Origin of the sequence: Cupriavidus basilensis OR16 (assembly GCF_000243095.1) — a bacterium.
GTDB classification, from domain to species: domain Bacteria; phylum Pseudomonadota; class Gammaproteobacteria; order Burkholderiales; family Burkholderiaceae; genus Cupriavidus; species Cupriavidus basilensis_D.
Map to the genome: position 1 here is coordinate 19,054 of NZ_AHJE01000082.1, position 16,767 is coordinate 35,820.

At 67.0% G+C, this 16,767-nt stretch carries 18 protein-coding genes and 2 pseudogenes; 7 read left to right on the forward strand and 13 right to left on the reverse strand.

Annotation, left to right across the window (positions count from 1 at the left end; genetic code table 11):
- Window positions 1–34: 34 nt before the first annotated feature.
- The 3 genes and pseudogenes from OR16_RS27035 to OR16_RS27045 all read right to left on the reverse strand — a co-directional run.
- Window positions 35–1,011 (reverse strand): annotated as a pseudogene (locus OR16_RS27035) (acyl-CoA dehydrogenase family protein); the annotation flags it as partial.
- Window positions 1,012–1,043: 32 nt separating this feature from the next.
- Window positions 1,044–1,892: an FAS1-like dehydratase domain-containing protein gene (locus OR16_RS27040; protein WP_006161510.1), complete on the reverse strand. Its 849-nt coding sequence runs from the start codon at window positions 1,890–1,892 to the stop codon at window positions 1,044–1,046.
- A 45-nt stretch (window positions 1,893–1,937) separates the two neighbouring features.
- A complete protein-coding gene (locus OR16_RS27045) occupies window positions 1,938–2,453 on the reverse strand; it encodes an HpcH/HpaI aldolase/citrate lyase family protein (RefSeq protein WP_423739689.1) in 516 nt (171 codons plus the stop codon).
- On the opposite strand from OR16_RS27045, the gene OR16_RS27050 reads away from it, so the two are divergent.
- A complete protein-coding gene (locus OR16_RS27050) occupies window positions 2,341–3,738 on the forward strand; it encodes an acetyl-CoA hydrolase/transferase C-terminal domain-containing protein (RefSeq protein ID WP_423739690.1) in 1,398 nt (465 codons plus the stop codon). The two genes, OR16_RS27045 and OR16_RS27050, sit on opposite strands and share 113 nt — an antisense overlap.
- A gap of 39 nt (window positions 3,739–3,777) precedes the next feature.
- On the opposite strand, the gene OR16_RS27055 is transcribed toward OR16_RS27050, so the two are convergent.
- The 4 genes and pseudogenes from OR16_RS27055 to OR16_RS27070 all read right to left on the reverse strand — a co-directional run.
- Window positions 3,778–3,987 (reverse strand): hypothetical protein, encoded by a 210-nt coding sequence (locus tag OR16_RS27055; protein ID WP_141639918.1) that lies wholly within the window; start codon window positions 3,985–3,987, stop codon window positions 3,778–3,780.
- 112 nt (window positions 3,988–4,099) lie between these two features.
- Window positions 4,100–4,483, reverse strand: coding sequence for a hypothetical protein (locus tag OR16_RS27060; protein WP_006161513.1), 384 nt, complete (start codon window positions 4,481–4,483; stop codon window positions 4,100–4,102).
- 288 nt (window positions 4,484–4,771) lie between these two features.
- Entirely contained in the window at window positions 4,772–5,746 is a 975-nt protein-coding gene (locus OR16_RS27065) for a Bug family tripartite tricarboxylate transporter substrate binding protein (protein ID WP_043421316.1), read from the reverse strand.
- 137 nt (window positions 5,747–5,883) lie between these two features.
- Window positions 5,884–6,939: pseudogene (locus OR16_RS27070) on the reverse strand (CaiB/BaiF CoA transferase family protein); the annotation flags it as partial.
- Between the two features lie 323 nt (window positions 6,940–7,262).
- On the opposite strand from OR16_RS27070, the gene OR16_RS47425 reads away from it, so the two are divergent.
- Together OR16_RS47425 and OR16_RS47430 are read left to right on the forward strand one after the other, a co-directional pair.
- Entirely contained in the window at window positions 7,263–7,745 is a 483-nt protein-coding gene (locus OR16_RS47425) for a LysR family transcriptional regulator (protein WP_272942875.1), read from the forward strand.
- A 1-nt stretch (window position 7,746) separates the two neighbouring features.
- Window positions 7,747–8,196 (forward strand): LysR substrate-binding domain-containing protein, encoded by a 450-nt coding sequence (locus OR16_RS47430; RefSeq protein ID WP_272942876.1) that lies wholly within the window; start codon window positions 7,747–7,749, stop codon window positions 8,194–8,196.
- A gap of 198 nt (window positions 8,197–8,394) precedes the next feature.
- Here the strand turns inward: OR16_RS47430 and OR16_RS27080 are convergent, their stop codons facing one another.
- Complete coding sequence (locus OR16_RS27080) at window positions 8,395–9,354, reverse strand: tripartite tricarboxylate transporter substrate-binding protein (RefSeq protein ID WP_237717248.1); 960 nt, start codon at window positions 9,352–9,354, stop codon at window positions 8,395–8,397.
- Between the two features lie 297 nt (window positions 9,355–9,651).
- On the opposite strand from OR16_RS27080, the gene OR16_RS40060 reads away from it, so the two are divergent.
- Together OR16_RS40060 and OR16_RS27090 are read left to right on the forward strand one after the other, a co-directional pair.
- A complete protein-coding gene (locus OR16_RS40060) occupies window positions 9,652–9,978 on the forward strand; it encodes a MarR family winged helix-turn-helix transcriptional regulator (RefSeq protein ID WP_141639919.1) in 327 nt (108 codons plus the stop codon).
- Window positions 9,979–10,116: 138 nt separating this feature from the next.
- The gene (locus OR16_RS27090; RefSeq protein ID WP_006161520.1) at window positions 10,117–10,458 is read left to right on the forward strand and encodes a zinc ribbon domain-containing protein YjdM; all 342 of its coding nucleotides are present in this window, start codon (window positions 10,117–10,119) and stop codon (window positions 10,456–10,458) included.
- Window positions 10,459–10,623: 165 nt separating this feature from the next.
- On the opposite strand, the gene tam is transcribed toward OR16_RS27090, so the two are convergent.
- Both tam and OR16_RS27100 read right to left on the reverse strand, forming a co-directional pair.
- Window positions 10,624–11,394: a trans-aconitate 2-methyltransferase gene (gene tam / locus OR16_RS27095; RefSeq protein ID WP_006161521.1), complete on the reverse strand. Its 771-nt coding sequence runs from the start codon at window positions 11,392–11,394 to the stop codon at window positions 10,624–10,626.
- 24 nt (window positions 11,395–11,418) lie between these two features.
- Window positions 11,419–11,745 (reverse strand): hypothetical protein, encoded by a 327-nt coding sequence (locus tag OR16_RS27100; protein ID WP_006161523.1) that lies wholly within the window; start codon window positions 11,743–11,745, stop codon window positions 11,419–11,421.
- Between the two features lie 98 nt (window positions 11,746–11,843).
- On the opposite strand from OR16_RS27100, the gene OR16_RS27105 reads away from it, so the two are divergent.
- Window positions 11,844–12,770 (forward strand): LysR family transcriptional regulator, encoded by a 927-nt coding sequence (locus OR16_RS27105; protein WP_423739688.1) that lies wholly within the window; start codon window positions 11,844–11,846, stop codon window positions 12,768–12,770.
- A gap of 304 nt (window positions 12,771–13,074) precedes the next feature.
- Here the strand turns inward: OR16_RS27105 and OR16_RS27110 are convergent, their stop codons facing one another.
- From OR16_RS27110 to OR16_RS27120, 3 genes are all read right to left on the reverse strand, one after another.
- A complete protein-coding gene (locus tag OR16_RS27110; RefSeq protein ID WP_006161527.1) occupies window positions 13,075–14,241 on the reverse strand; it encodes a glycerate kinase in 1,167 nt (388 codons plus the stop codon).
- Window positions 14,238–14,621 carry a VOC family protein gene (locus OR16_RS27115; protein ID WP_006161528.1) on the reverse strand — a complete coding sequence of 128 codons (384 nt, stop codon included), beginning with the start codon at window positions 14,619–14,621 and terminating at the stop codon, window positions 14,238–14,240. The genes OR16_RS27110 and OR16_RS27115 overlap by 4 nt, the downstream gene beginning before the upstream one ends.
- Before the next feature lie 116 nt (window positions 14,622–14,737).
- Complete coding sequence (locus tag OR16_RS27120; RefSeq protein ID WP_272942878.1) at window positions 14,738–15,598, reverse strand: LysR family transcriptional regulator; 861 nt, start codon at window positions 15,596–15,598, stop codon at window positions 14,738–14,740.
- 181 nt (window positions 15,599–15,779) lie between these two features.
- Here OR16_RS27120 and OR16_RS27125 point away from each other — a divergent pair, with 181 nt between their 5' ends.
- Entirely contained in the window at window positions 15,780–16,757 is a 978-nt protein-coding gene (locus OR16_RS27125; RefSeq protein WP_006161530.1) for a D-2-hydroxyacid dehydrogenase, read from the forward strand.
- The last annotated feature ends 10 nt before the right edge of the window (window positions 16,758–16,767 follow it).

Sequence of the window (16,767 nt, forward strand, 5' to 3'; positions counted from 1 at the left end):
CATTTCCGGCCCCATCACCAGTCCATGCGAATGGTCAGAACGACCTCGGCATGCCAAGGATGTGCTCCCCGACATAAGACAGGATCAGGTTGGTCGAGATCGGCGCGACCTGGTACAGCCGGGTCTCCCGGAACTTGCGCTCCACGTCGTATTCCGCGGCGAAGCCAAACCCGCCGTGATACTGCAGGCAGGCGTTGGCGGCCTCCCAGGAGGCATCCGCCGCCAGCAGCTTGGCCATGTTGGCTTCAGCGCCGCAGGGCTGGTGCTCGTCGAACAGCTTGGCGGCCTTGAAGCGCATCAGGCTTGCGGCCTCCACATTGACGAATGCCCTTGCGATGGGAAACTGCACGCCCTGGTTCTGGCCAATGGGCCGGCCGAACACCACGCGCTCGTTGACGTACCTGGTCACCTTGTCGATAAACCAGTAGCCGTCGCCGATGCATTCGGCGGCGATCAGCGTGCGCTCGGCGTTCAGGCCATCCAGGATGTACTTGAAACCCTTGCCTTCCTCGCCAATCAGGTTCTCCGCGGGGATCTCCAGGTTGTCGAAGAAGAGCTCGTTGGTCTCGTGATTGACCATGTTGATGATCGGCTGGACTGTCAAGCCCTTGCCGATGGCTTCGCGCAGGTCCACCAGGAAGATGGACATGCCTTCCGACTTCTTCTTGCACTCCGCCAGCGGCGTGGTGCGCGCCAGCAGAGCGGCGTGGTGCGCGCCAGCAGGATCATCAGATCCGAGTGCTGCACGCGCGAGATCCAGACCTTCTGCCCGTTGACGACATACTTGTCTGCCTTGCGCACCGCGGTGGTCTTGATCTTGGTGGTATCCGTGCCGGTGCTCGGTTCGGTGACCGCCATGGATTGCAGGCGCAGCGCGCCGCTCGCGATCTTCGGGAGATACTCCCGCTTCTGCTGCGCCGAGCCATGGCGCAGCAGCGTGCCCATGTTGTACATCTGCCCGTGGCAGGCGCCCGAGTTGCCGCCGGCACGGTTGATCTCCTCCATGATGACCCTGGTTCGGCTTGATTTCGGATTGGACTGGCTTAGCCAAGCTCGGCAGTAGCGCTCATGGCGAGCGCGCCGTCCGCCTGGCGGATCCACAGCGCGACCGTCTTGCCGTCCTCGCTCACTTTCCCGCAGGCCTGGAAGCGCTGGGGCACGTGGGTCGGCCGCACGCCCTTGAAGGAAAAGCTGCTGACGGTGGCTTCCGGCAGGTTCCTGCGTACCAGATCCAGGAGCAGCACGGCCAGCAACGGGCCGTGGACGATCAGGTCCGGGTAGTGCTCGACCGTGGTCACGTAGTCGTGGTCGTAGTGGATCCTGTGGCCATTGAAGGTCAGCGCGGAAAAGCGGAACAACAGCACCGGGTCGGGCGCGATCTCGCGGGACCAGTCTTCGTCCGTGCGCGCGGCGACCGGCGCCGGCGCCGCTGCGCCGGGGGCCGCTTCTTCGCGGTAGACGATGTCATGCTCTTCCGTCACGGCAAGGCCCTGCGGCCCCGAGTAGCGGTGCTCGACTGTCACGAAGGCCAGCGCGCCGGACCGGCCCGTCTTGGCGCTCACATCCAGGATGGTGGAGGTCTTCGAGACCGCGTCGCCCAGGCGCAGCGGCTGGTGAAAGCGCAGGCGCCCGCCGGCCCACATGCGGCGCGGCAGCGGCACGGGCGGCAGGAAACCGCCGCGATTGGCGTGGCCATCGACGCCCAGCTCGCACTGGCGGTGCAGCGGCAGGAAATACAGCCAGTGCCAGAGCGCGGGCAAGGCATCGCCGCGCACGGGGGCCGGGTCTTCCCGGTCCAGGGTCGCGCCAAGCGCTTTGACCGGGAACGCGGTGATCTCGTCTTGGGACTCGGTTGACTTACCGATCCACTCCTTCAGCTTGGCAGTGTCCATGAATCTCTCTTTAGTCTCTCTTTGGTCTCTTCGGTTACGCTGTGATCAGGCCGGCTCCCGGCCCGCGCGCTTGAGCAGGGTCACGGCGCGGGCCATGACGGGCGCATCGATCATCTCGCCGTCCAGCTGGAATGCGCCCGGGCCAGACCTTGCCTGCCCGACCACGCGTGCCGCCCAGGCGAGCTGCGCTTCGGTTGGCTGGTAGGCAGCATTCACCTCGGCCACCTGCGCGGGATGGATGCAGAGTTTTGCCCCGAAGCCCAGGCGCCGCCCGCGCTCGGTAGCGTTGCGCAGTTCCTCCACGTCGGAGATGGCGACAGTCACCCCGTCCACGGGGGCGGCAATGCCCGCGACGCGGGACGCGAGGACGAGCATCGAGCGGAAGAACAGCAGCTCCTGGCCGTCGCCCTCGATGCCCAGCTCGGTGCGGAAATCCACGGTCCCGAAGATCAGGCGATCGACGCCCGGCGCACCCGCCACCTCGTTGACGTTGGCCATGCCCCTGGCCGTCTCGATGAGCGGGAGCACCTTCACGCCGGGCCGAAGGTGCCGGGCAACCAGTGCGACATCCGCCGCGCTTTCCGCCTTCGGCAGCACGATGCCCGTCACGCCTTGCTCGCGGCCAAGGCGCACGTCACCCTCGGTCGACCCCACCTTGCGGCGCAAGATCAATGCGGGCGAGGTGATGTTCGTCGACCAGCATCTGTCCGAAACCGTGGAGCAACTGCGCGGGCGCCAGATTACGCCGGTGGACGTAGCGGTGGTGGAGGCGGTTGCGATCACCGAGTCCGGTGGCATCGTGCCAACGACGTCGGTCGGCAACTCCGCGAGCTTCGCGATGCTGGCGCAGAAGGTGATCGTCGAGATCAACCTCAATATGCCAGCCGGCCTGGAAGGCCTGCACGACATCTATCTGCCGACCCCGCGCCCCCAGCGTCAGCCCATTGCGCTGGTCTCGGTGGATCAGCGCATCGGCTTGCCCTATATCCCGGTGGATCCCGCGAAGATCGCTGCCATCGTGATCACGCAAAAGGACGACAGCCCGTCCAATGCGCTGCCGCCCGACCAGGAGACGCGCCAGATCGCTGGGCACCTCAATGATTTCCTGGCGCATGAGGTGCGCTCAGGCCGGCTGGCGCCATCGCTGCAGCCGTTGCAGGCCGGCATCGGCACGATCGCCAACGCCGTGCTGCATGGCCTGATCGACAGCACGATCGAATTGCTGGACGCCGGGCGGCTGCGCTTTGCCTCGGCCTCATCGGTGACGTTGACCAGCGCCGTCTACGCGCGCTTCCTGGCAGACCTGGAACGTTACAAGACCCGCGTGATCCTGCGCCCGCAGGAGATCAGCAACCATCCGGAGTTGTTGCGGCGGCTCGGTCTGATCACCATCAACACGGCGCTGGAGTGCGATATCTACGGCAACGTGAACTCCACGCATGTGGGTGGCACGCACATGATGAACGGCATCGGCGGGTCGGGAGACTTTGCCCGCAATGCGCATTTGTCCGTGTTCGTCACCAAGTCGGTGGCCAAGGCTGGCGCCATCTCCAGCATCGTGCCGATGGTATCCCACGTGGATCACACCGAGCATGACGTTGACATCATCGTGACCGAGCACGGCCTGGCCGATCTGCGTGGCCTAGCGCCGCGCGAGCGCGCGCAGCAGGTCATCGACCATTGCGCCGATCCGCTATACCGGGAGTTGCTGCGTGATTACGTGACGCGTGCCACGCGCCGGGGCGGGCATACGCCGCACCTCATCGAGGAGGCGCTGGCCTGGCACGCGCGCTTGCGCGAGGACGGCACGATGGGCGGCACGAAGGCGGCCCTGGCCGCGGCCTGAGGCCGCTTGCACTTTGACCTTCCCGGATTCTCTTCGGCCTTACCCCTTGAAGATGAGCACAGCCAGCACCAGGGAGGAAGCCATCAGGATCAGCAGGTCTAGCATGTTGGTCTCCGAAAGGGAGAGGTCCGGGATAGCGAAAGGGCAGGCCTGCGCTACGGTTCGTGCTGTAGGCGGGCTTCCGAATCCATTCTCGGACATTTCTCGCATTTCCACATGCGGCATCATCTGGCTCAGATGACGTTTCAAGCGGGCGTTGGAGTTCGCCGTGTTTGATGCGACTGGCTTGATCTTGCCTGTTCACTGCGGCCCGGATGGTGCGCTGGCGCACCATCCGGCGGGACGGCCTGCAACCTACTGCTTACTGCTTGCTTTTTGCGCCGTCGGTATAGGGATCAAACTTGCCGGCCTTGGCGCCATCCGTGTACGGGTCGGGCTTGCCGGCCTTGGCACCGTCGGTGTACGGGTCGGGCTTGCCAGCCTTGGCCCCGTCCGTATAGGGATCGGCCTTCTTGTTGGCGCCGGAAGCGTTCAGGTTCGACTTGGTCGATTTCTTCGCGCCGTCGGTGTACGGATCGAACTTGCCCGACTTGGCGGCGCTCTTGTTCGGGTCGGTCTTGTTGGTATGGGCGCCGCCATAAAGGTCGCCGCCATCGGTGTAGTTCTTCTGGGCGTGCGCCAGCTGCGCGCCGCCAAGGGCGGTCAGGGCGGCAATGATCAGGGCGGGTACGGTCTTGTTGCGCATTTTCATCCTCGTGAGTAATTCGTGGCTAGTTCGTGAGCAATGACCACGGGCAGGGGGCATGGCCGCAAAAAATGGTCGTCAGACCAAGGTTACTCTACCGACTTGGGATGACCCTGCGAAGTTAATCTTTCTTCCCACTGTATTGAAACGCGTATTCGCCTGGCGGGTTCTGCGCCAGATCAAGGCAAGCGTTGTTTTCCGGGGTGGGGGGCTGACAGGAGGGGGGCGGGGTTGCCGAAGGCGCGAGCCCTGGCAAGGCCCGGCTGCAGGCAGCCGGGCCGTTGGACGTTACTCGAGCGTAATGTTCTGGTCGCGCGCGATCTTCTTGCGCATTTCCAGTTCGCGCTTGATCTGCGCGGCGTACTGCTGCGGCGTGTTGCCGTCAGGGTAGGCACCGCTTTCCGCCAGGCGGCGCTTCACGTTCGGGTCCTGCAGGGTCTTCACGGCCGCGTCGTGCACCTTGGCGATGATCGCGGCAGGCGTGCCGGCGGGTGCCACCAGGCCGTACCAGGCCATGTTGTTCATGTCCTTCATGCCGGCTTCAGCGAAGGTCGGTACGTCGGGCAAGCCGTCCACGCGCTTGGGCGCCGCCACCGCGAGGGCGCGCAGCTTGCCGGCCTGGATGTGCGGCATGGATGAGGGCAGATTGTCGAACTGGCCGCTGACCTGGCCCGCCAGCGTGTCGTTCAGGGCGGGGCCCGATCCACGGTAGGGGATGTGGACCATGTCGGTCTTGGTCAGGTACTTGAACAGTTCGCCGTCGAGGTGGGAGATGCTGCCTTTGCCGGCCGATGCGTAGCTGTACTTGCCTGGGTTGGCCTTGACCAGCGCGATGAACTCCTGCAGGTTCTTGGCTGGCACCTTGGGGTTGATCGTCAGCACGTTCGGCACATTGACCAGGTTGGTAATGGGCACGAAGTCCTTGATCGGATCGTACGGGTTGCGGGCGTTCGTGGCCGGGTTCGTCGCCATGGTGCTCACCGTGGCAATGCCCAGCGTGTAGCCATCGGGTGCGGATTTGGCCAGGGCGTCGGCGCCGATCGTACCTCCGCCGCCACCGCGGTTCTCCACCACCACGACCTGGCCAAGCTCACGGCCGATACCGTCGGCCACCGCGCGGCCCACGATGTCCGTGGTGCCGCCCGCGGCGAACGGCACGATCAGGCGGATCGGCTTGGTCGGGTAGGTTTGTGCAACGGCGCTGTGGCACAGGCCAAGGAGGGCCAGGCAAGCGGCGCTGCCGACATTCAATACTGCTTTCAAGAGAAGCTCCCGAGGGTTCTAGGTCTAATGACGGCCCGGGCGGGCAAAGTTGGGGCACGGCGATCTGCGTCGCGCTTGTTGCCCTTGTTCCTGCCTGCCGCGGGACGCCGGAGCGTTCGGATGGGGGGTGCATAGGTTCAGATCGCGCCTTCGGCGCTGAGGCGAACCACCTCGTCCGCGGTGTAGCCAAGCTCGAGCAGGATGCTCTCGCTGTGCTGGCCGAGCGCGGGAATCGCGTCCATCCGCGGCTCGAACGACTGCGGCGTGCCGGGCGGCAGCAGCGCCGGAATGATGCCCACGGGCGACTGCACGGAAGTCCAGCGCTCGCGCGCCTTGAGCTGCGGATGGTTCCAGACGTCGAGCATGTCGTTCATGCGGGCATTGGCGATCTGGGCGCGCTCAAGCCGCTCGATCACCGCCGCGATGCTCAGGGTGGAGAACACCGCCGTGATGATGTCGGTGAGCGCCGCGCGGCTCTGCGTGCGCAGGGAGTTGGAGACAAAGCGTTCGTCGGTCGCGAGTTCCGGGCGCTCCAGCACGACGCGGCAAAAGGCGTCCCACTCGCGCTCGTTCTGCAGGCCGAGGATGATGGTCTTGCCGTCGCCGGCTGTAAACGGGCCATACGGGAAGATGGTGGCGTGCGAGGCGCCGGCCCGCGGCGGCGGCGCGGCGCCATCGAACGCGTAATAGAGCGGATAGCCCATCCACTCGACCATGCTCTCCAGCATCGACACGTCGATATGTGCGCCCTTTCCGCTCCTGCCGCGCTGCAGCAGCGCCGCCAGGATGTTGGAATAGGCATACATGCCAGCCGCGATATCGGCAATGGAGCAGCCCGCCTTGGCGGGGCTATCGGGGGTGCCCGTGATCGAGACGAAACCGGATTCCGCCTGGATCAGCAGGTCATAGGCTTTCTTGTCCCGGTAGGGACCATCGCTGCCATAGCCTGAAATATCGCAGACGACCATGGCGGGATAGCGCTGCGACAACGCCGCATAGGAAAGCCCGAGCCGGTCCGCCGCGCCCGGTGCCAGGTTCTGCACCAGCACATCGGCCTGGCCGAGGATCTTGCCGAGGATGGCCGGCGCCTCGCTGTGCTTGAGGTCCAGCGCGAGGCTCTCTTTTGAACGGTTGGTCCAGGCGAAATGCGAGGACAGGCCATCCACCCGCTCGTCGTAGCCGCGCGCGAAATCGGCTCGAGGGAAACGACGGTGATGCCATCCAGGGGGCGCATAGCAGCCTTATTCAGTCATGGCCCGCCTGCCCTGCGCAGCGCAGCGGCAAACAGGAGAAGTGGGTCCACGGCGCCCCGGCCAGGCCGGAAGTCGCCACGCATGGGCAGCACGCTTGGTGCAGAGCGCACCGAAGCTAGTCTCTCAGAGTGGAGGGCATCGGGCCATCTCGTTTTCTCGAATCGGCCATTCGCTTCAATGGAAACCATCGCCTTGCCAGCGGGCCGGCCACATGAATTGCGGCGCCGGCGACCCCTTGGTACAGTGGCGACGAAGGAGTATCCATGCACTTTGATTTTGCCGACCTCAGGCTCTTTGCCCGCATCGCCGAGGAAGAAAACCTCTCGCGTGGTGCGAGAAAGGCATTTCTCTCCCCCGCCGCCGCCAGCGCACGCCTCAAGTCCCTGGAAGACCAGTTGGGCACCCGGCTGTTCTACCGGGAGAGCCGAGGGCTGGCGCTGACGCCCGCCGGCGAACGGCTGCTGCGCCATGCGCGGGTCATCGAGCGGCAGTTCGAACACGTGCGCAGCGATTTCGAGGAATTCTCGAAGGATTCCGTCGGTCACATCCGCATCTTCGCGAACACCACCGCGGTCACGGAGTTCATGCCCGAAGTGCTCTCCCGCTTCATGGCGGAGCGCCCCGCGGTGACCGTCGACCTGCAGGAGCGCCTGACGCGGGACATCATCCGGGGCGTGCTCGACGGCAGCGCCGACCTCGGCATCATCTCCGGGCCCCTGAACCCGGAAGAACCCGGAAGGGCTTGAAGTGGTGCACTTCAGCACCGACAAGCTCGTGCTGGCCACGCCCATGGGCCATCCCCTCACGCAGAAGAGCAAGGTCTCGCTTGCCGACACCCTCGAGTACGAGCATGTCAGCCTGCATGAGGGCAGCACCCTGCATGCGTTCCTCACCGACCTGGTCCACGAGCAACGGCGCAAGCTGCAGATCCGCATCCAGATTCGCAGCTTCGAAGCCATGTGCCGCATGATCGAAGCGGGCGTGGGCATCGGCGTGGTGCCGCTCTCCGCGGCGCTGCGGCACCGCCAGACCATGAAGCTCGCCATCGTCGAGCTGGACGACCCGTGGGTGATCCGCGAGCGCGCAGTCATCGTGCGCGAGCTGCAGGGGCTGCCCGGCTGCGCGCGCGCCCTCATCGATGAGCTGATCAGCGTGGCGCAAGCTGCCGGCGGGAGCCCGGCTCAGCGCATCGGTTAAGCACGCGAACGTCCCACCGATCATGTCTCGCACCAAGCGGCTGCCTACCGCATGGTGAACGGATTTCCGGAGCCCGCGCCGGTGTTGATCCAGACGCTCTTGGTCTGGAGGAGGCGAACGCAAGAACGCCGCTGCGGTTGCAGGGCGGCGTGCATGCGATGACGGCGGGCCGCGGCCGGCCCGCGGTGATATCGGTCGTTAGTCCGCTTCCACCTTCATCGTTCTCAGCAGCGGTTGCCATTTATCGCTTTCCGTCTTGAGCCAGCTATGCAGCCCTTCCGGCGTCTGCTTGTCGACGGGCACGATCTCGGCGCCGAGGTCATCGAGGCGCTTCGCTACCATCGGGTCCTGCAGGCCCTTCTGCAGTGCCTTGGTCAGGCGCGCGGTAACGGCTGGCGGCGTGCCCTTGGGCGCGTAGACCCCATGCCAGACCTTCATCTCGAAGCCCTTCAGGCCGCCCTCCTGCAGCGTCGGGGCATTGGGCAGCGCCTTGATGCGCCTGGGCGTGGTCACGCCGTAGAACCTGAGCCGGTTGGCGTTGATATGCGGCAGTGTCGATGTGGTCTGGTCACAAAGCAGGTCGACCTGCCCGCCGAGCAGCGCCGTGAGCGCCGGCCCGGTGCCCTGGTAGGGAATCGCATTCAGCTTCACATGCACCGCCTCCTCGAACAACAGCCCGCACAGCTGGGATACCGCGCCCAGGCCGGCGTTGGCCAGGGAGACCTTATCCTTGTTCAGGGCGACGTATTTCACCAGGTCTTGCGTGGTGGCCGGGGGCAGGTCCTTGCGCCCGAGCAGGGTCATCGGGACATCCGCGACTTGCCCGATGTACTCGAAGTCTTTCAGCGGGCCATACGACAGCTTCTTGTACAGCGCCGGCGCCGTCGCCATCCCGTTGTGGTGGATCAGGATCGTGTAGCCATCCGGCTGGGCCCGCGCGACATAAGCTGCCGCGACCGTGCCGCCGGCACCGAGGCGGTTCTCCACGATCACGCTTTGCCCGAGATCCCTGGACATCGCCTGCGCAAGTGCCCGTGCCACAACATCCGTCGGGCCGCCCGCCGAAAAGGGAACCACCAGCGTGACCGGCTTGGCAGGGAACGCATCCACGGCCATCGCGCCCGAGGCAAGCCCCGCCGCAAGCGGTGCGAAAGCCATCCACTTCAAGCCAGTGCCTACGTGCTTCATCATGGTCATGCCGATCATCATTGTCTCCGTAACTCAGGCCGGCAAGCTGGAGCGCTTGCCTGTTCCAGGGTGCTGGCCCAAGGTTGCCGGATAAGCCGGTGCGAGAGAATCAGGATTATCTGAACGGGTCATACGGCGTGGCCGAACGCGCGCCAGCCGCGGTGTAGCGCGGTGTAGCATTCATTGCATTTCTTGACGCCGTGACGCCGCAGGCCTGTAATGCAGCTTCTCGCGCGCTACCTTGCCAGGCCGCGCGATCACGAACCTATGATTCGATTCATCTGGGCCGCCCCCATGCCAGCTGCGCGGCCCGGTGATGCACGGCAGGTCACGCTGGCGCTGACCGCTGCGGGCGAGACCCTGTACGGCGAGATCTTCCCGCTGACGAAACAGGTCAACCTTGAACTGCTGGATGCGATCGGGGACAAGGAAGTGGCGCAACTGGATGACATGCTGATGCGGCTGGAGCAGCGCTCCCGGCAGATGGCCGCGCGCGGCGGCCTGCCGCTAGCGGACCGGCGGCGCGGCGGCAGCGCACGCAACCGCCAGGCGCCAGCATTGCACGATGCGAAGGAAGCCAGCAACGGCAACTAGGCCGGCTTGGCGCACGAACGTCCCGCGCGTCCGCGTAACACGGCCGCTGGGAAAAGCTGCGCGGCCTTGGACGGCACAATGCCGCCCGCTATACTCTAGCCCCCAAAAGCCTCAAGCCTCACGCAACCGGAAGCCGTCATGTCCACCATCCCCGCCTGCCCCCAATGCACCTTGGAAAACACCTACCCCGATGGCGACAACTACATCTGCGCCGACTGCGGCCACGAGTGGGCCATGGTGGCCACCGCGCAGGACGATGACAACGCCGACGCCGTGGTGAAAGATGCCAACGGCACCGCGTTGAACGACGGCGACGCCGTGGTGCTGATCAAGGACCTGAAGGTCAAGGGCTCATCCATCACGCTGAAGATGGGCACCAAGGTCAAGAGCATCCGGCTGGTAGGCGGCGACCACGAGGTCGATTGCAAGATGGACGCCGGCAGCTTCATGCTCAAGGCCTGCTACCTGCGCAAGGCCTGAAGCTGATTCGACGTTCTTGAATTTCATGGTCGGCCGGTGCCCTTGTACCGGTTGCCTTGCCAGGATTGGCATACATGGCACGACAACGCCATGCACGCGACAAGCGAGGGATGGCATTGTCAGACGTGGAGAGGCACAACGGCCGGCTGCAGCCCGGCCTGGCCTTCAGCGCGTGGCCACGATGAAGAACCTCGGGAACGGCAGCAGCACGGTGCCGTCCGCCATCGGCGGATAGGCACGCGCCACCGCCGCCGTGTAGCGTTCCAGGTATGCCGCGCGCTCGCCTTCATCCAGCGGATCCAGGAAGGGACGCAGGCCGGTGCCCTTGAACCACTCCACGATCGCGGCGGGGCCGTCGGCCAGCGCGTGGTTGTAGGTGGTGTGCCAGACATCGACCGCGCCGCAATGCGCGCGCAGCAGCGCGTAGTACCAGCCCGCTCCGGGCAGTGGAGTGCGCGCCTGCGAAGCGGCGGCCAGCTTGCCGGCCCACGGGCCGTCGGCGGCGACTTCGCGCATCAGGCGGTGCGCGGGCGTATCCAGCGTATCGGGCACCTGGATCGCGAGGCTGCCGCCGGGCGCCAGCTTCGCGGCCAGCGCGGGCAGCAGGCGCCCGTGGTCGGGCAGCCATTGCAGCACGGCATTGGCGAGGATCACGTCATAGGGGCCCGGGTCGTCCCAGGTTTCGATACTGCTCACCGCGAACTTCAACCCGGGCAGCCGTTTGCGCGCGGCCTCGACCATGTCGGCCGAGCTGTCCAGCCCGGTCACGCTCGCACCTGGAAAGCAGGCGGCCAGCACCTCGGTCGAGTTGCCCGGGCCGCAGCCGATGTCTACCGCGACACGCGGCTCGCGCCCCGGCACCGCGGCCAGCAGGTCGCGTACCGGGCGGGTGCGTTCGTTCTCGAATTTCACGTATTGCTTGGCGGACCAAGTCATTGCTGCTCCTTTGCGGGTTCGGTTCTAGTGCTTCGGAAGATCTGGCGCGGGCGGCACGGCGGGCGGCCTCGCCAGCCGCAGCGCGGCCCTGCCCTTGGCGGTCAGCTCGACGATAGCCTGCGCGCGCGGCACGCCGGGCTGGGATGTCATCCCGACCAGGCCGGCCGTGGTCGCGTCCTCCCACGCGGACAGCCGTGGGCAGGACGTGCGCCATGCCTCCATGGTGTCGGCGAAGGTGCGCGGCTTAGCGCCTACCCACGCCAGGAATTCCAGCAGGTTGCCCGGGTGCGACGAGGCAGGAAGCCTGGCGTCCCTGCCTCGATCCTGCTCGTTGCCCTTGGCTAGACGCATTGCCGTGCTCCGTTGATGCCCGATGCATGCCGTCAGGATAGAGCCGAACTGCTATGATTTCCAATGCATATTGGACACGATTTTAATACCTTGAAAGTATGGCAATGATCGAGCTACGCCGGCTGCGCGCCTTCGTCGTCCTGGCCGAGGAAGGCCACGTCACCCGCGCCGCCGAGCGCCTGGGCATGCAGCAGCCGCCGCTTACGCGCCTGTTGCGCGGGCTGGAGGAGGAACTGGGCGTTCTGCTGATGCGGCGCCTGCCGCGCGGCGTGCGGCCCACCGAGGCGGGACTGGCGCTGCTGGACGAAGCCCGCGCGGTGCTGGCGCGGGCCGATGGGGTGGCCGCCGTGGTACGCCGCGCCGCGGCCGGTGAGCAAGGGCGGCTAGCGGTTGGCTTTACCAGCTCCGCCGCCCTGCACCCCTTCGTGCCCGCCGTGCTGCGCCGGTTTCGCGAGAGCGTGCCGGGCGTTGCCGTGACGCTGGAGGAAGCCGGCACCAGCGAGCTGGTGGACGCGATCCTGCACGAGCGGCTGGACGCAGCCTTCGTACGCTCGCCGGTGGGCAGCACCACCGGGCTGGTGCTCGACGCCGTGCTGGAGGAGCCGATGCTGGCGGCGTTGCCAGCCGGGCATGCGCTGGCGGCGCAGGCCGGCGCGCTGGCGCTATCGGCACTGGCGCGCGAGCCCTTCATCCTCTACCGCCGCCCCGCCGGGCCCGGCTTGTACGACGCGATCCTGACCGCCTGCCGCGCCGCGGGCTTCAGCCCGCTGGTGGCGCAGGAAGCGCCGCGCCTGCCGGCCACACTGAGCCTGGTGGCAGCGGGCCTTGGCGTGTCCGTGGTGCCCGCGTCCATGCACCGCCTGGGTGGCGAGGACATCGTCTATCGCCCGCTGGGCCAGACCCCGTCGCTGAGCGCGCCCCTGCACCTGGCGATGCGCCAAGGCACGCTGCCGGCCGCGGTGGCGCGCTTTCGCGCGATGGTGCGCGAGATGGTGGCGGCTGCACCCGAAGCACCCGGGACATGATGCGGTAATCAATCCCGCCATGCAGTGAATCAACCGCAGGACGGCCGTCCTCGCCTGGCTGAGCCAGTCGCCTCAACGCGCGCGATTCGCGGTAGATGCCACGTGTGGTTTCCAGTGGGCTCCTCCTTAGGCGCCGCAGTACGTTCCGAGCGAGCGGCGGCGCGACACGGTGGCCGTGTTCAGGCTGGGCAACCGGGGCGTCGCCAGCGCGGCGAGTGCCGCGAGTACGGCGGTGCCCCGTGCCGGTGGCACCGCGTGCTGTCGCGGCTTCGGCGCCGGCCCTGGCGTCCGACTGATCGTCCGTCTAAGCGGAACGCCGCGCGGCCGCATAGAGCCGGGCCAGTTGCGCGGCGGCGGCTTCCAGCAGTGCCCCGCCCTGTGCGATCGACCAGGCCAGCGACGCAGGGCCGGCCTGCACCGAGAAGCAGCCGTCGAATGCCTCGCGCAGCAGCGCGCCATCGGCGATCGCGCCCGATAGCAAGGTCACGGGCACGCCGTGCCGGCGTCCCAGCGCCGCGATCAGCGCCGGGCCCTTGCCAAGCAAGGTCTGGCGATCCGAGCGGCCTTCGCCGGTCAGGATCCAGTCGTACCCGGCCACCGTCGCCAACCCGGCGGTGTCGAGAATAAAGCTGCCGCCCGGCAGCAATTGCGCGCCAAGCAGCCGCATGGCAAAGCCCAGCCCGCCCGCGGCGCCCGCGCCCTGCGCTTGCGCGGCGTGGCAACCGAGCGCCAGTTCGCAACGCGCCGCGAACTCGCCTATCACCGCGTCCGCTTGCGCGAGATCCGTCACGCCCTTTTGCCCGCCAAACATCATGCTCGCGCCAAGCGGCCCGCACAATGGGCTGGTGACATCGGTGAGCGCGACCAGGCGCAGCCCTTGCAGCGGGTCCGCATCGCCCCGAGGGCGCAGGCTGCGGATCGACGCGAGATTGTCGGGCACCGGGTCAACCCGCGCGCCCGCGGCATCGAGGAAATCGAATGCCAGCTCCGAGAGCATGCCGGCGCCGGCATCGTTGGTCGAAGAGCCGCCCAGGCCAATCACGATGGTGGCGAAACCTCGCGCGGCGATTCCGCGTATTGCCTGCCCTACCCCGCGCGTGGTGCGCGCGCCGGGCGCCGCTACCGCGTCGGGGAGGCCCGCCACCGCCGCCACATCGAAGATGGCGAAGGCGCCAAGCACCGCGCTCTCGCAAGCGGCAAACGGCATGCGCACCGGCCTGCCGTTGGCATCCGTTGCGTCCACCGCATGCCAGCGCCCGCCGCATGCCCCGGCCACCACGGCGGCCGTGCCTTCGCCGCCATCGGCAATCGGTACCTGCGTGACCAGGGCCTGCGGCAGCGCATGGCGGATGCCGCAGGCCATATGCCGGGCCACCGCTGGCGCGTCCAGGCTGCCCTTGAACGAATCTGGCGCGAGCAGCACGCGCAGCGCCCCCGCTGGCACGTTCTTCAACGCCATCGCGCTGGTCATGGCGCGGCCAGCTCGGAAATCTCGATCAGGTTCAGGTCCGGATCGCGCACGTAGACGGAGCGGATCTTCTGCGTGGCGCCGGTCCGTGCGACCGGTCCCTGCACGATCGGCCAGCCGGCGGCGCCCAGCCGCTCGATCACGGCATCGAGCGGGATCGACGCGATGAAGCACAGGTCCAGCGCGCCAGGCACCGGCAGGTGCGCCTTCGGCTCGAACTCCTCGCCGCGCACATGGAGGTTGATCTTCTGGTTGCCGAAGCGGAACGCCACGCGGTTCTCACCGAAGGTCTCCAGCTGCATGCCTAGCACGCGCGTATAAAAATCGATGGTGGCGCCGGCATCCGTGCTGGTCAGCACCAAGTGGTCGAGGTGGTCAATCATGTCGCTGCCTTCCGTCTGCGATTTAGCCGGAAGCCATCATGGCAGCCGCGCAGGCACATGAACATGTCGGATTGCGCCAGCACCCTTTCCGAAAACGCAAGGCTGACGCGGCCACCTCAGCGCGGCGCCAGCAGGTGATCGAACAGCTTGCGCGCCTCGGGCTGCAGCGCCACGACCGATTTCACGCCAAGCCACAGCGTGCGCGAGGCCCACGGATCGGCGAGGCGGATGGCGCGCAACCCGGCGCCAAGGATCTCGGCGCGCACGGCGCCCTGCGGCAAGACCCCGATGCCAAGGCCCGCCTCGATCATGCGGCAGATCGCATCGAAGCTGCTGACCTGCACGCGCAGCTTGAGCACCCGCTCCAGCGCGGCGGATGCGTCGGCCAGCCGCTGCAGCAACGAGCTGCCCTGGTTGAGGCCGACGAAATCGTATGCAAGCGCATCCGCGAAGGCCACCTCGGCACGCGCCGCCAGCGGATGATCCGGTGGCACCAGCACCACCAGCTGGTCGCGGCGGTATTCGAACTTTTCCAGCGCGCCGGCCGCGACGTTGTCGGCGAACACACCGATGTCCGCCTGCCCGCCCGCCACCGCCGCGATCACCTCGTCGCTCATGCGCTCCTCCAGGCTGACGCGGATCAGCGGCTGCGCGTGCAGGAACACGCCCAGGTCCCGCGGCATGAACTGGATGATGGCCGAGGTATTGGCCCACACGCGCACATGCCCCCGCACGCCGATGGCGAAATCACTCATGTCGCCCGCCAGGCGATTCACGGTATCCAGCACGGCCCGCGCGTGGCCGACCAGCCCGTGGCCGGCCGGCGTAAGCTCAAGCCCGCGCGGCAGCCGCACGAACAAGGCGCAATCGGTGGTCTTCTCCAGGTCGGCGACGCGGCGGCTGAGCGCCGACAGTGTCATGTGGGTGCGCTCGGCGGCCTTGGTAAAGCTGCCGCTCTGCGCCACCACCAGGAACAGGCGCCGGGCTCGCCAGGATCGTCAAGCCATGCCCTGAGGTTTGAGAATCGGGAAAGGCTAGTGGACAAGAACGACATTGTCAATTTGCGCATCCCGGGCCACCATGGCCGGTCCACGCGCTCCGGCCGATCGCCACCGGCATGGCGTACTCAACACCCAGGCTTACCGACAGGCAAACACCATGAACCCATCCCAGACCACGCCGGAAGTGGTATTCCTGGACCGAGGCACGCTATCGCCCGAGACGGTGCTGCGCGCATTGCCGTTCGCGCACCGGCTGACGGTCTTTGACGCCACCGCAGCGCACGAAGTGGCCACGCGCATCGCCAATGCGCAGATCGTCATCACCAACAAGGTCAAGCTGCCGGGCGAGGTGCTGCGCGAGGCCGCCAGCCTGCGCCTGGTGGCGATCGCGGCCACCGGCACCGACCACGTCGACCTGCGCGCCTGCGCCGCCCGGGGCATCTGTGTGTCGAACGTGCGCAACTATGCCGTGCATACCGTGCCCGAGCACACCTTCGCGCTGATCTTCGCACTGCGCCGCAGCCTGCATGCCTATTGCGACGCGATGCGCGCGGGCCGCTGGCAGGCCTCGGGGCAGTTCTGTTTCCACGACTACCCGATCCACGACCTGGCCGGCTCGACCATCGGCATCGTCGGCGGCGGCACACTCGGGCGCGCGGTGGGCGGGATCGCACAGCTGCTAGGGCTCAAGGTGCTGTACGCCGCCCGCAAAGGCCAGCACAGCACCGACGCGCAACACACCCCCTTCGCCGACCTGCTGCGCCTGAGCGACATCATCACGCTGCACTGCCCGCTGACCCCCGCCAACGTGGGGCTGATCGGCGGCGAGGAGTTCGCGCAGATGACGCGCCGCCCGCTGCTGATCAACACCGCGCGCGGCGGGCTGGTCGACGAAGCGGCGCTGGTCCAGGCGCTGCGGCAAGGGCAGGTTTCCGGGGCCGGCTTCGACGTAGCCACGCAGGAGCCGCCCGGCCCCGACCACCCGTTCCACGCACTGCGCGACCACCCCGCTTTCCTGCTGACGCCGCACGTGGCCTGGGCGAGCCGGGAAGCCATCCAGGCGCTGGCGGACCAGCTGATCGACAATATCGCAGCGTTCGCGGCCGGCTCGCCGCGCAACGTGGTGGAGGCCTGAGGCCTATCCC

Bases quoted from the DNA above. Each gene is read 5' to 3' on its own strand.
- OR16_RS27040 (WP_006161510.1), bottom strand. From the start codon at position 1,892: ATGGACACTGCCAAGCTGAAGGAGTGGATCGGTAAGTCAACCGAGTCC.
- OR16_RS27060 (WP_006161513.1), bottom strand. From the start codon at position 4,483: ATGCGCAACAAGACCGTACCCGCCCTGATCATTGCCGCCCTGACCGCC.
- OR16_RS47425 (WP_272942875.1), top strand. From the start codon at position 7,263: ATGCACTTTGATTTTGCCGACCTCAGGCTCTTTGCCCGCATCGCCGAG.
- OR16_RS27080 (WP_237717248.1), bottom strand. From the start codon at position 9,354: ATGGCTTTCGCACCGCTTGCGGCGGGGCTTGCCTCGGGCGCGATGGCC.
- OR16_RS40060 (WP_141639919.1), top strand. From the start codon at position 9,652: ATGATTCGATTCATCTGGGCCGCCCCCATGCCAGCTGCGCGGCCCGGT.
- OR16_RS27090 (WP_006161520.1), top strand. From the start codon at position 10,117: ATGTCCACCATCCCCGCCTGCCCCCAATGCACCTTGGAAAACACCTAC.
- tam (WP_006161521.1), bottom strand. From the start codon at position 11,394: ATGACTTGGTCCGCCAAGCAATACGTGAAATTCGAGAACGAACGCACC.
- OR16_RS27100 (WP_006161523.1), bottom strand. From the start codon at position 11,745: ATGCGTCTAGCCAAGGGCAACGAGCAGGATCGAGGCAGGGACGCCAGG.
- OR16_RS27105 (WP_423739688.1), top strand. From the start codon at position 11,844: ATGGCAATGATCGAGCTACGCCGGCTGCGCGCCTTCGTCGTCCTGGCC.
- OR16_RS27110 (WP_006161527.1), bottom strand. From the start codon at position 14,241: ATGACCAGCGCGATGGCGTTGAAGAACGTGCCAGCGGGGGCGCTGCGC.
- OR16_RS27115 (WP_006161528.1), bottom strand. From the start codon at position 14,621: ATGATTGACCACCTCGACCACTTGGTGCTGACCAGCACGGATGCCGGC.
- OR16_RS27125 (WP_006161530.1), top strand. From the start codon at position 15,780: ATGAACCCATCCCAGACCACGCCGGAAGTGGTATTCCTGGACCGAGGC.